Annotated in this window: 1 protein-coding gene; it reads right to left on the bottom strand. The window is 73.3% G+C overall.

Annotated features, from left to right (window positions below; genetic code table 11):
* Window positions 1–35 precede the first annotated feature (35 nt).
* The gene (locus AC07DC_RS24285; protein ID WP_478916564.1) at window positions 36–13,859 is read right to left on the bottom strand and encodes an SDR family NAD(P)-dependent oxidoreductase; all 13,824 of its coding nucleotides are present in this window, start codon (window positions 13,857–13,859) and stop codon (window positions 36–38) included.
* Window position 13,860: the final 1 nt, after the last annotated feature.

Raw genomic sequence — 13,860 nt, 5'->3', positions numbered from 1 at the left:
CCTCTCAAGGCGTCAGTTGATGGTCCGGGGGCGGTTCAGGACAGACCGAGTTCGCCGTCCATGAGCTGGAAGATCTCGTCGTCGGTCGCCGAGTCGAGGTCGACGTTCTCGCCGGGCACGCCGGCGGGGGCGCTCGATGCGGCCTCGACCTTGGCGGTCAGCAGCCGCAGCCGGACGGCCACTCCGGCGCGTACCGACTCGTCCGAGGCCAGATCGGCCAGAGCCGCCTCCAGTTGGTCCAGCTCCGCCGACACCGAGGGCGGTGTGGCAGGCTCGTCGCAGTCGAGTTCGTGCCGCAGGTACTCGGCCAGCGCGGTGGGAGTGGGGTGGTCGAAGACCAGCGTGGCCGGGAGCCGCACCCCGCTGACCGTCGCGAGCCGGTTGCGCAGCACCACGGAGGCCAGGGAGTCGAACCCCAGGTCCTTGAAGGCGTGCTGGGCCCCGACGGCCTTGGCCGTCGCGTGCCCCAGCACCGAGGCGGCCTCGGAGCGCACCAGGTCGAGCAGCGTCCGGTTCCGTTCGGCCTCGGGCAGTGCCTTCAGCCGGTCGGCCAGCGACTGTTCGGTCACGGTGGCGGTGCGGGCGACCTTGCGCGGGGTGCGCACCAGGGAGCGCAGCAGCGGCGGCACGGAGTCCGGGTCGGACGGTCCGCGCAGGGCCGCCAGATCCAGCCGCGCCGTCACCAGCGCCGCATCCGCCGACCGCAGCCCCACATCGAGCAGCGCGAGCGCCGACTCCGTGGACATTCCGGTGATCCCGGTGCGCCTGCCCCGCTGGAGGTCGGCGGTGCCGAGCGTGCCGGTCATGCCGCTGGCCTCCTCCCACAGGCCCCAGGCGAGTGAGGTGGCGGGGGTGCCCTGTTCGCGCAGTCGGTGGGCGAGGGCGTCGAGGGCTGCGTTGGCAGCGGCGTAGTTGGCCTGTCCGGGGTTGCCGAGGGTGCCGGCCGCGGAGGAGTAGAGGACGAAGGCGTCGAGCTTGGTGTCCTGGGTGAGTTCGTGGAGATTGAGTGCCGCGTCGATCTTGGGTCGTAGGACGGTGTCGATGCGTTCGGGGGTGAGGGCGGTGATGATGCCGTCGTCCAGGACGCCCGCGGTGTGGATGACCGCGGTGATGGGGTGCTCTGCCGGGATGGCGGCGAGGGTGGTGGCGAGCGCGTCGCGGTCGGCGGCGTCGCAGGCGGCGATGGTGACGTGCGCGCCGAGTGCGGTGAGTTCGGCCGCGAGTTCGGTCGCGCCTTCCGCGTCGGGGCCGCGGCGGCTGGTCAGCAGCAGATGACGGGCGCCGTGGGTGGTGACGAGGTGGCGGGCGGCCAGCGCACCCAGGGTGCCGGTGCCGCCCGTGACCAGGACGGTGCCTTCGGTATCGAGGGTCCAGCCGTCGTCCAACCCCTCGCCGGTGGTTCGGGCCAGCCGGGGGACCGTCGCGGTCCCCTCGCGGAGCGCGAGTTGCGGCTCACCCGTCGCGAGAGCCGGCAGCAGCGCGCCGCGGCTCGCCTCGGTGGCGTCGACGTCGACGAGGACGATGCGGTCCGGGTGCTCGGCCTGCGCGGTGCGGACCAGGCCCCAGACGGCGGCCGCCGCCGGATCGGTGACCGCGTCCCGGGTCAGGACCACCAGCCGCGCCCCGTCGGGACCGGTACCGGTGAGCCACTCCTGAACCCCGGTGAGAGCGCGGGCGGTCAGCTCGCGGAGACCACCGGCGTCGGTGGTGAGATCGAGGACGGGCCAGGGCTGGTCGGGGCCGGCACCGGCGAGCGGCAGCGGCTGCCACTCGATGCGGAAGAGGGCGTCGCGGTTGGCGTCCTGCTGGGTGCTGAGACGGCTGGTGTCGACGGCGCGGAAGGTGAGCGCCTGGACGGTCGCGACGGGCGCGCCGGTGGTGTCGGCGGCCGTCACCTCGACGGTGTTCTCGCCGGTGGGCGCGATCCGGATCCGGAGGTGGGTGGCGCCGGTGGCGTGCAGGGCGACGCCCTTCCAGGCGAAGGGCAGGAGCAGGTGCCCGGGGTCGGTCGCGGTGACCGCGCCGAAGCTGGTCGCGTGCAGCGTCGCGTCCAGGAGGGCGGGGTGCAGTCCGAACGCGGTCGCGTCCTTGACGCCCTCCTCAGGGATGGCGACCTCGGCGAAGATCTCCTCGCCACGTCGCCAGACCTTGCGCAGCCCCTGGAAGACCGGCCCGAACTCGTGCCCGTCCGCCGCCCGCCGGTCGTAGAAGTCGCCGATCTCGACCGCCTCGGCGTTCTCCGGCGGCCAGACGCCGGAACCGGTTGCCGGCCGGGGGCTCTCCTTCGTCAGGAATCCGGCGGCGTGCCGGGTCCACGGTGCCGGGGCGCCGACGGCGTCGGAGCCGTCCGCGGCTTCGGTGTCGTCGGGGCGCGAGTAGACGCTCACGGCCCGCCGGCCGGTGTCGTCCGCTTCGAGGACCTGCACGCGGAGCTGGACTCCGGTGCGCTCGGGCAGGACGAGCGGTGCTTCGAGGACGAGTTCGTCCAGCACGCCGGTCCCGGTCTCGTCGCCGGCGCGTACCGCCAACTCGACCAGTGCCGTGCCCGGTACCAGCACCACACCCGACTTGGCGTGGTCGGCCAGCCACGGGTGCGTCCGCAGCGACAGCCGGCCGGTGCCCACCAGGCCGTCGGTGTCCGGGAGTTCGGTCAACACGCTCAGCAGCGGGTGACCGGTGGCGCGCAGTCCGAGGGACCTGGCGTCCGCCGTGCCGCCGCCCGCCTCCGCCCAGTGGCGTTCGCGCTGGAAGGCGTACGTGGGCAGGTCCACCCGCGCGGCGGCCGTGCCGTCGAAGAGCGCGGGCCACTCGACCGCGGTGCCCCGCACATGGAGGCCGGCGACCGCCGCCAACAGGGTCGCGGTCTCCGGGCGTTCACGGCGCAGCGCAGAGACGCACAGCGTCTGCTCCGGACCTCCGGCGGATCCGTCCAGGGACTCCAGCGACTCCAGGGACTCCTGGGTCATCGCGATGAGGACGGCGTCCGGGCCGATCTCCAGGAAGGCGGTGACGTCCTGCTCGCGCAGGGTGCGTACCGCGTCCAGGAAGCGGACCGGCCGGCGCACATGCTCGGTCCAGTAGTCGGGGGAGGCGAGCTGTTCTGCCGTGACCGGCTTCCCGGTCAGGGTCGAGACGATCGGGATGCGCGGTGCCTGGAAGGTGAGCCCGGCGGCGACCTCGCGGAACGCGTCGAGCATGCCGTCCATCCGCGGCGAGTGGAAGGCGTGGCTGACGCGCAGCCGCTTGGTCTTCCAACCGAGGCTGCGGCAGGCGCTGGTGATCCGCAGGACCACGTCCTCCTCGCCGGAGATCACCACCGAGGTGGGTCCGTTGACCGCGGCGATCCCGACCCACTCGGTGTCGGTGAGCAGCGGGGCCAGGTCGGTCTCGGTGGCCTGCACGGCCACCATGGCGCCGCCCTCGGGCAGTGCCTGCATCATCCGGCCGCGTGCCGCGACCAGGGTGGCGGCATCCGGCAGGGACAGGACGCCCGCGACATGCGCGGCGGCCAGCTCGCCGATGGAGTGACCGGCGAGGTGGTCGGGCCGTACGCCCCACGACTCCACCAGCCGGAACAGCGACACCTCGACGGCGAACAGCGCGGCCTGGGTGTAGACGGTCCGGTGCAGCAGCTCGGACCGCTCCGAGCCCGCTTCGGCGAAGACCACCTCGCGCAGCGGATGGTCCACATGCCCGGCCAGCTGCCGGTCGAGCGCCTCGCAGGTCGCGTCGAACGACCGCGCGTACACCGGGAACGCCTCGTACAGCTCGCGTCCCATACCGGGCTGCTGGCTGCCCTGACCGGAGAAGAGGAAGGCGGTCCTGCCGCCGGCCGGCTCGCCGGTGATCACGGAGCCGGGGGCCGAGCCGCCGGCCAGCGCCTCCAGGCCCGCCACCAGCTCCTCGCGGTCGCCGGCCAGCACCACGGCCCGCCGGTCCAGCACGGCGCGGCTGGTCACGAGGGAGTAGGCCACGTCGCCGAGGTCGTTCTCCGTTGCGGCCAACCGGTCGGCGAGCCGCCGGGCCTGGCCGCGCAGGGCGTCCGGGCTCTTGGCCGACAGCGCGTACGGCAGCACGTTCGGCAGCGCGTGCGGCAGGACCGGCGGAACGGGTGCGGTCCCGGTGCCCGCGGGCTGCTGCTGGGCATCGGCGGCGTCGAGGGCCGGTGCCTGCTCGATGATGACGTGCGCGTTGGTGCCGCTGACACCGAACGAGGAGACGCCCGCACGGCGGGGTTTCCCGTCCTGCTCCGGCCAGTCACGGGCCTCGGTGAGCAGCTGCACGGCGCCCGCCGACCAGTCGATCTTGGCCGAGGGCCGGTCGACGTGCAGCGTCCTGGGCAGGACGCCGTGCCGGATGGCCTCCACCATCTTGATCACGCTCGCGACCCCGGCCGCTCCCTGCGTGTGCCCGATGTTGGACTTCAACGAGCCGAGCCAGAGCGGCTGTCGGTCGCCGCGGTCCTGGCCGTAGGTGGCGATCAGCGCCTGGGCCTCGATGGGGTCGCCGAGGCTGGTGCCGGTGCCGTGGGCCTCGACGGCGTCGATGTCGGTGGCGCCGAGCCCGGCGTTCTTCAGAGCGGCGCGGATCACGCGCTGCTGTGAGGGGCCGTTGGGGGCGGTGAGTCCGTTGGAGGCGCCGTCCTGGTTGACGGCGGAACCGCGGACGACGGCGAGCACGGGGTGCCCGAGCCGCCGGGCGTCCGAGAGGCGCTCGACGAGCAGCAGGCCGATGCCCTCGGCCCAACCGGTGCCGTCCGCCGCGTCGGCGAACGCCTTGCAGCGGCCGTCGGTGGACAGGCCGCGCTGCCGGGAGAACTCCACGAACGCGTCCGGGGTGCTCATCACGGCCACCCCGCCCGCCAGCGCCATGTCCGTCTCGCCGTTGCGGAGCGACTGCGCCGCGAGGTGCAGGGCGACCAGCGAGGACGAGCAGGCCGTGTCGATGGTGAGCGCCGGCCCTTCGAGGCCGAAGACGTAGGAGATCCGGCCGGAGGCGACGCTCCCCGAGGTGCCGGTGAGGCGGTAGCCCTCCGAATCCCCGTTGTCCTGCTGCAGCCGCATCGCGTAGTCGCGGTCGTTGACACCGACGTACACGCCGACGTTGCCGCCGCGCAGCGCCGCCGGGTCGATGCCGGCCCGCTCGAACGTCTCCCAGGAGGTCTCCAGCAGCAGCCGCTGCTGCGGGTCCATGGCGTCGGCCTCACGGGGCGAGATCCCGAAGAATCCGGCGTCGAAATCAGTCGCGCTGTCCAGGAACGCGCCGTTGCGGGCGTACGACCTGCCCCGGCGCTCCGGGTTGGGGTCGTAGATCCCCTCCAGGTCCCAGCCGCGGTTCGTGGGGAAGTCGCCGATGACATCGACGCCCTCCGCCACCAGCCGCCACAGCTCCTCGGAGCTGTTGGCGCCGCCGGGGAACCGGCAGCCGATCGCCACGATCGCAATGGGATCGTCCGACGCGTCCGCACCACTGGTGACCACCGGGGCCGCCGTCGCCGCCGGCCGCTCGCCGATCAGCTCCGCGCCCAGGTGGCGGGCGAGCGCCGTCGGCGTCGGGTAGTCGAAGACCAGGGTGGTCGGCAGCCGCAGACCGCTGCGCGCACCCACCCGGTTCCGCAGTTCGACCGCGGTGAGCGAGTCGAACCCGACCTCCTTGAACGCCCGGTCCGGCTGGATCCGTTCGGCGTTCGCGTGCCCCAGTACCGAGGCGGCCTCGGAGCGCACCAGGTCGAGGAGGAGCCGGCTCTGCTCGGCCTCGAGGAGCCCGGTCAGCCGCTCCGCCAGCGAGTTGCCGCCGGACGGCTGACCGCCCGCCTGGGCGGTGCGCCGTGCGGGACGCACCAGGCTGCGCAGCAGCGGAAGCACCGGTTCGGTCGCCGACCTGACCCGCAGACCCGCGAGATCCAGGTTGGCGGCCACGAACGCCGCCCCGGAGGAGCGCAGCCCCGCGTCGAGCAATGCCGTACCGGCGTCCGCGGAGAGCCCCAGCATGCCGTCCCGGCGGTGCCGCAGCAGAGCCGTGTCGTCGAGATGGGTGGTCATCCCGCTGACGTCGGACCAGTAGCCCCAGGCGAGTGAGGTGGCGGGGGTGCCGTCTGCGCGCAGTCGGTGGGCGAGGGCGTCGAGTGCGGCGTTGGCCGCGGCGTAGTTGGCCTGTCCGGGGTTGCCGAGGGTGCCGGCCGCGGAGGAGTAGAGGACGAAGGCGTCGAGGTCGGCGCCCCGGGTGAGTTCGTGCAGGTTCAGCGCTGCGTCGATCTTCGGTTGGAAGACGGTGTTGAGACGTTCGGGGGTGAGGGCGGTGATGATGCCGTCGTCGAGAACGCCCGCGGTGTGGATGACCGCGGTGAGGGGGTGCTCTGCCGGGATGGTGGCGAGGGTGGTGGCGAGCGCTTCGCGGTCGGCGGCGTCGCAGGCGGCGATGGTGACGTGCGCGCCCAGGGCGGTGAGTTCGGCCGCGAGTTCGGTCGCTCCTTCCACGTCGGGGCCGCGGCGGCTGGTCAGCAGCAGGTGACGGATGCCGTGGGTGGTGATGAGGTGGCGGGCGGCCAGCGCACCGAGGGTGCCGGTGCCGCCGGTGATCAGAACGGTGCCCTCGGGGTTGAGGGGACGGCGCGAGCTGTCCTGCCCGGCGTCGGCGCGGACGAGCCGCGGCACCGACGCGACCCCTTCGTGGAGCGCGATCTGCGGCTCACCCGTGGCCAGGGCCTGGGCGAGCGCGTCGAGGCTCGACTCCGAGTCGTCGACATCGACGAGGACGATGCGGTCCGGGTGCTCGGCCTGCGCGGTGCGGACCAGGCCCCAGACGCCCGCCGCCGCCGGATCGGTGACCGCGTCGCGGGTCAGGACGACCAACCGCGCGTCCTCCTGCTCCGCGCCGGTGAGCCACTGCTGCACCTCGGCCAGCACGTGGGCGGTCCGGCCGCGCACGTCGTCGGTGGCCCCGGTGAGATCCAGCGTCGGCCACTGCTGGGCGGGAACCTGCTCCGCCAACGGCAGCGGCTGCCAGGCCACGCGGAAGAGCGCGTCATGGTGGCTGCTGTTCCCCGGTGCGAGCCGGCTGGTGTCGACGGCGCGGAACGTCAGTGCCTGAACGGTCGCGACCGCTGTGCCGGTGCTGTCGGCGGCGTCGACGGTGACGGTGTTGTCACCGGTCGGCGCGATCCGGATCCGGAGCCGGTCGGCGCCGGTGGCATGCAGGGCGACGCCCTTCCAGGCGGACGGCAGCAGGAGCTGCCCGGGGTCGGCCGCGGTGACGGCGCCGAAGTCGGCGGCATGCAGCGCGGCGTCCAGCAGGGCGGGATGCAGTCCGAACGCAGCCGCGTCCTGGGTGTCCTCCGGGAGGGCGACCTCGGCGAAGGTCTCGTCCCCGCGCCGCCAGACCCTGCGCAGGCCCTGGAAGGCCGGGCCGAACTCCTGCCCTACGGTCGCCCGGCGGTCGTAGAAGTCGCCCACCGCGACGGCCTCGGCGTCCTGCGGCGGCCAGACGGTGAGGTCGCCGTTGGGTGCGGTCGATCCGGTGGTGAGGAATCCGGTGGCGTGCCGGGTCCAGGACGCGTCGGGGTCGGCGTGGTCCTGGCGGGAGTGGATGGTCACGCTGCGGCGGCCGGCGTCGTCCGTTCCGCCGATGGCCACCTGGATCCGTACGGCCGTCAGCTCCGGCAGCACCAGCGGCGCTTCGAGAACGAGCTCGTCCACCACATCCGTACCGGCCTTGTCACCGGCTCGGAGGGCCAGCTCGATCAGTGCCGTGCCCGGGAGCAGCGCCACCCCCTCGACGGCGTGGTCGGCCAGCCACGGGTGCGTGGCGAGGGAGATCCGGCTGGTGGCCAGCACCCCGCCGGAGCCCGGGAGTTCGACGACCGCGCTGAGCAGCGGGTGCTCGGAGGAGTCCAGGCCCGCCGCGTTGACGTTGCCGCTGCTGCCCGTATCGGACAGCCAGTACCGCTGCCGCTGGAAGGCGTAGGTCGGCAGTTCCACCTGCCGGTGCGCGCCGGCGGCGGGCGCCGGTGACCAGTCGACCGGAACTCCCCGTACCTGCAGGCTTGCCAGGGAGGTGAGGAACCGCTCCAGATCGCCGTTGTCCCGGCGCAGGGTGCCGGTGACGACCGGCGAGGCGATGTCCTCGGCCTCCAGGATGTCCTGGATGGCGGTGGTGAGGACGGGGTGGGTGCTGACCTCGACGAAGACGCGGTGGTCCTGGGCTGCCAACGCCGCCGTGGACCGGGCGAACCGCACCGTGTGCCGGAGGTTGCGGTACCAGTAGCCGGCGTCGAGGGGGGTGGCGCCGTCGAGCCACTCCCCGTTGAGCGTGGAGTACATCGGGACGATGGGCGCCTGCGGGGTCAACATGGCCAGTACGCGGGCGAGTTCGCTCTCGATGCGTTCGACGTGGCTGGTGTGGGAGGCGTAGTCGACGGGGACCTTGCGGGCGCGGATGCCTTCGGTGGTGCAGGCGGTGTGGAGTTCGTCGAGTGCGGTGGGTTCACCGGCGACGACGGTGGAGTGGGGGCCGTTGATGGCGGCGATTTCGAGGCGCCCGGCGTACTCCTCGATGCGGGCGGTGACGTCGTCGAGGGGCAGCGGGATGGACATCATGCCGCCGTGTCCGGCGAGTCCCGCGGCGATGGCCTTGCTGCGCAGGGCGACGACCTGGGCGGCGTCCTCGATCGACAGCGCTCCGGCGACGCAGGCGGCGGCGATCTCGCCCTGCGAGTGGCCGATGACGGCGTCGGGGATGACGCCGTGGGAGCGCCACAGAGCGGCCAGCGACACCATCATGGCGAAGGAGACGGGTTGGACGACATCGACGCGTTCCAGCGTCGGGGCACCCTCCACTTGGCGGATGACATCGGTCAGTGACCAGTCGATGTGGGGTGCCAGGGCCTGCGCGCACTGGTCGATGGCGTCGGCGAAGACGGGTGAGGTGTCGAGGAGTTGGGCGCCCATGCCGGTCCACTGCGAGCCCTGGCCGGGGAAGACGAAGACCGTCTTGCCGTCCGCGTCCGCGGTACCCGTCACCACGTTCGACGCCGGCTCATCCAGGCTGAGGGCCTCCAGGCCCGCCACCGCGTGCGCGTGGTCGGTGGCGGTGACCACCGCGCGCTGCTCCAGTGCCGCGCGGGAGTTCGCCAGCGCGTAGGCGATGTCGTCGAGACCGGAACGGTCGGCCTGGTCGCCGGCGCCGGATTCGAGGAGGTCAAGCAGTCGGCCGGCCTGGGCGCGCAGCGCCTCGGGCGACCTGGCCGACAGCGTCAGGGCCACCGGTCCCGCCGGGCTCCCGTTCTCGCGGGGGATCTCCTCCACCGCCGGGGCCTGCTCGATGATCACATGCGCGTTGGTGCCGCTGACTCCGAACGCCGACACCGCGGCGCGCCGCGGCCGGTCGGTCTCCGGCCAGGGCCGGGCCTCGGTGAGCAGTTCCACCGCACCGGCCGACCAGTCGACCTTGGTGGAGGGCTGGTCGACGTGCAGGGTCCTGGGCAGCACGCCGTGCTGGATGGCCATGACCTGCTTGATGATCCCGGCGACTCCGGCGGCGGCCTGCGCGTGGCCGATGTTGGACTTCAACGAGCCCAGCCAGAGCGGGAGGTGCGGGTCGCGGTCCTGCCCGTACGTGGCGAGCAGCGCCTGCGCCTCGATGGGGTCGCCCAGCGTCGTGCCGGTGCCGTGTCCCTCGACCGAGTCGACGTCCGCCGACGACAGATGGGCGTTGGCCAGTGCCTGTCGGATCACCCGCTGCTGCGAGGGGCCGCTCGGCGCGGTGAGTCCGTTCGAGGCCCCGTCCTGGTTGATCGCGGAGCCGCGGATGATCGCGGCCACCGGGTGGCCGAGCCGCTGGGCGTCCGAGAGCCGCTCCACGAGGAGCAGGCCGACGCCCTCGGCCCAACCGGTGCCGTCCGCCGCCTCGGCGAACGCCTTGCACCGGCCGTCGGCGGCGAGCGCCCGCTGTCGGGAGAACTCGACGAAGGAGGTGGGCTGGGACATCAGCGCCACGCCGCCCGCCAGCGCCATCGTGCACTCGCCGTTGCGCAGCGACTGCGCCGCGAGGTGGATGGCGACCAGCGAGGACGAGCACGCGGTGTCGATGGTGAGGGCCGGGCCTTCGAGGCCGAGGGTGTACGAGACCCGGCCGGAGGCGACGCTGCCGGCGGTGCCGGTGGCGAGGTATCCCTCCAACTCCTCGGGCGCCTGGTCCACATGGGTGCCGTAGTCGTGGTACATCACCCCGGAGAACACACCGACGTTGCCGCCGCGCAGGGTGGCGGGGTCGATGCCGGCCCGCTCGAACGTCTCCCACGAGGTCTCCAGCAGCAGCCGCTGCTGCGGGTCCATGGCGACGGCCTCGCGCGGCGAGATCCCGAAGAAGTCGGCGTCGAAGTCGGCCATGTCGTAGAGGAAGCCGCCCTCGTGGACGTACGACGTGCGGCGCCTGCTGCCGTCCGGGTCGTACAGCTCGCCGAGGTTCCAGCCGCGGTCCTCCGGGAAACCAGAGACGGCGTCCACGCCCTGCTCGACGAGCTGCCACAGCTCCTCGGGGGAGGAGACCCCGCCCGGCAGCCGGCAGGCCATCCCGACGATCGCGATCGGCTCGTCGGAGCCCACCACCTCCGGCTGCAGCTCCTCGGGCGCGGTCTCGACACCCATCAGTAGGTTGCGGAGCTGCTGGGCGACCGCGTTCGGGCGGGGGAAGTCGAAGGCGAGGGTGGCGGGCAGCTTGAGCCCGGTGCCCTCGGTCAGACGGTTGCGCAGGGCCACCGCGTGCAGGGAGGTGAACCCGAGGTCCTTGAAGGCGCGTTCGGCGCCGACCGCGGTGATCCCGCCCAGCTCCCGGACCCGGGACGCCTCGGTGCGGACCATGTCCAGCAGCAGCCGGAACTGCTCGGGGTCGGAGAGCCGGCCGAGCCGCTTGCGCAGCGCGTCGGCCCGTCGCTCGTCGGCGCCGGCGGAGCCGGGGGTGGTGTCGATGAGGCCGCGCAGCAGCGGCGGCACCTCGCCGGTGGCGATGCGGGCGGTGTCCAGGGCCATCGGGAGCAGGAACGGCTGGGCCGCCATGTGCGCGGCGTCGAACATGGCCAGCCCGGCACGGGCGTCCAGGGTGCCGACACCGGCGGCCGGTGTTCCGCCGGCGCCGTCGGACCGGTCGGTGCCGTCCGGGTCCGCGCCGTTCGCGGGCTCCGTCTGCTCCCACGGCCCCCAGGCCAGGGAGAGCGCCGGCAGGCCGCGGTCGGCGCGGTGCTGGGCCAGCGCGTCGGCGAAGGCGGTGTAGGCAGCGCGCTCGCCGTCCCCCGCCGCGCCCAGGACGCCGTCGGCCGAGGAGTGCAGGACGAAGGTGGCCGGGGTGCGGGCGAGGGTCGTCTCGTGCAGGTTCAGCAGGGCCGCGACGGCGGACTCCAGCGGACGTTCGGGACGCTGCGCGACGGCCTCCTGCCACGAGTGGGCGTGCACCACCGCGGTCAGCGGGCGCTCGGCGCGGTCCAGTACGGCGGCCAGCGCGGTCCGGTCCGTCGGGTCGCAGGCCGTGGGCGTCACGGTGGCGCCGAGCGCCGTCAACTCGCCGTGCAGGGCCGCAGTGCTGTAGTCCGCCACGCCGTTCGCGCTGACCAGCAGGATGTGGCGGGCGTGGTGCGCGGAGACCAGGTGGCGGGCGAGGGCCGCGCCCTGCGGGCTGTCGGCGCCGGTGACGACGACGGTGCGCTCCGGGTCCAGGACCGGGGGAGTGGCGGGGTCGGTGGTGTTGGGCACCCGCGCCAGGCGCGGCTGCAGCGGGATGCCCGCGCGCACCGCCAGCTGGGTCTCGTCCGAGGTCAGCGCGACGGCCAGGGCCGCGGGCAGCGCGTCGCGCGACTCCTGGGTGTCGTCGAGGTCGAGCAGGACGATCCGCTCCGGGTGCGCTGCCTGGAGCGAGCGGACGAGCCCCCACAGCGGGGCGTGGGCCAGGTTCTGCAGATGCTCACGGTGGCCCGCGACCACCGCGCCACGGGTGGCGACGGCCAGCCGGGTGCCGGCGAGCCGGCTGTCGGCCAGCCAGTGGCCGGCGGCGGCGGAGAGCTCCCTGACGGTCCGCTGCACCGACTCGGCGAGGCCGCCGGAGGGCGGTGCGACGTCGGGGAGGAACACCACCGCGTCGGGCACCGGATCCCCCGCCGCCTGCGCGTCCGTCAGCTTCGCCGCCAGACCCGCGGTCAGCGCGGCGGCGTCGGCGCCGGTCACGATCCAGTGCGAGGGGTGCTCACCGGTCTCGGGAACGGAGGGCAGCGGGACCCAGTCGAGGCGCAGCAGCGACTCGAAGTGGCTGCTGTTGGCGGCCCGCAGCCGCATCGGCTGCTCCAGCAGCTTGTGCCGGGTGATCTTGCCGGACTGTGTGCGCGGTATCCGGGCGATCTCGTAGAGCTCCTCGGGGACCTTGAAGTACGCGAGCTTCTCCCGGCAGGCGGCGTAGAGGAGTTCGGGGTCGAGCCCCTCGGGGCCCGGTACGAGGAACGCGACGGGGACCTCCCCGAGCACGTCGTGCGGGGTGCCGACCACCGCGGCGTCGGCGACGCCCGGCACGGTGCGCAGGACCTCCTCGACCTCCAGGGGGTGGATGTTCTCCCCGCCCCGGATGATGAGCTCCTTGATACGGCCGGTGATGGTGAAGTAGCCGGCCTCGTCGCGCCGGGCCAGGTCACCGGTGCGGTACCAGCCGTCCTGCAGCGCCTCGGCGGTCGCCAGCGGGTTGTTGTGGTACCCCGTCATGACGTTGGGGCCGCTGACCCACACCTCGCCCTCCTGGCCGGTGGCGACCTCGGCACCGGTCCTGGTGTCGACCAGGCGCACGTTGACGCCGGGGACGGGCAGCCCGCAGGAGCCCTCGACCCGGGCGCCGGTGGGCCAGTTGATGGTGATCGAGCCGCAGGTCTCGGTGGAGCCGTACGCGTCGAGCAGCGGAGCGCCGTACGCGTTCTCGAAGGCGGTGCGCAGGGCGGCCGTGGTGATGGCGCCGCCGACCAGGCACATCCTCAAGTCGGGTGCCTGGAAACCCTTCCGCGCGGCGGCCCTGACCAGGTAGTGGTACATGGTCGGCACGCCGGCGAGGAAAGTGGACCTCTCCTCCTCCAGCGCCTGCAGGACGTCGTCCGCCGAGAAGCCGTCGACGATACGGGCGGAGGCGCCGACCGCGGTGACCCCCAGCACGCACACGATGTGCGACAGGCTGTGGAAGAGCGGCAACGGCCACAGGACCCGGTCGTCGGAGGTGAGTCCGGGAATGGGCGCGTAGCAGGCGGCGACCGACCAGAGCCCGTTGCGCTGGGTGGAGAGCACGCCCTTGGGGCGGCCGGTCGTGCCGGAGGTGTAGAGCATCCAGGCGAGGTCGTCCAGCCCGAGGTCGTCCCGGGCCGGTACGGCCGGGTCGGTGCCGGCCAGCGTCTCGAAAGCCACCGTGCCGGCGGGCGCGTCGACCGGAATGCCCGTGGAGCCGGTGACCACGATCCGCACCGTGCGGCGGTCGCCCAGCACGTGGCGGAGTTGGCCGATGTGCGCCGCGTCGGTGATGACCACCCGGGCGCCGCTGTCGTCGAGGAGATAGCCGAGCTCCGCATCGGTGGACCGCGGGTTGAGCGGTACGCCGATGGCGGAGGCCCGGGTGATGGCCAGGTAACTCTCCACCGTCTCGACGCAGTTGCCGAGATAGATCACCGCCCGGTCGCCCGGCTGCAGTCGCAGCGCGGCCAGGTGGCCCGCGATCCGACCGGTGCGTTTCTCCAACTCCGTGTAGCTGACGTCGCGCCGGGAGTCGCTGAAGGCGACCTTGTCCCCGAAACGGTTCGCATGCTCCTTGAGCAGTTCCGGCAACGGTCGGATCAGCTCGGTACGCAGCATG

This window comes from Streptomyces sp. NPDC045021, assembly GCF_056432645.1.
Note: the sequence above shows the minus strand (reverse complement) of the source record. Positions and strands in the feature narration are given on the sequence as shown.

What these genes read in the sequence shown, in the direction of transcription:
- AC07DC_RS24285 (WP_478916564.1), bottom strand. Translation starts at nt 13,859, where the DNA reads ATGCTGCGTACCGAGCTGATCCGACCGTTGCCGGAACTGCTCAAGGAG.